Source organism: Stenotrophomonas sp. SrG (assembly GCF_050031795.1).
Classification (GTDB): Bacteria; Pseudomonadota; Gammaproteobacteria; order Xanthomonadales; family Xanthomonadaceae; genus Stenotrophomonas; species Stenotrophomonas rhizophila_A.
On record NZ_JBNBBE010000136.1, the window covers coordinates 1 to 292 of the forward strand.

A 292-nucleotide genomic window follows, 5' to 3' on the forward strand; every position below is an offset into this window, starting at 1 on the left:
CGGTTAAGCTTGCCACGAACAGTAAGTCGCTGACCCATTATACAAAAGGTACGCAGTCACTCTTTCTAGCTCCTACTGCTTGTACGCACACGGTTTCAGGATCTATTTCACTCCCCTCTCCGGGGTTCTTTTCTCCTTTCCCTCACGGTACTGGTTCACTATCGGTCGGTCAGTAGTATTTAGCCTTGGAGGATGGTCCCCCCATGTTCATACAGGGTTTCACGTTACCCGCCCTACTCGTCTTCACTGGAGTGGCCCTTTTAAATACAGGGCTATCACCTTCTATGGCCAG

Annotated in this window: 1 rRNA gene; it reads right to left on the bottom strand. The window is 50.3% G+C overall.

Features of this window, described 5'->3' with window-relative positions:
• A 23S ribosomal RNA gene (locus ACQG3P_RS19285) occupies positions 1 to 292 on the bottom strand; the annotation flags it as partial.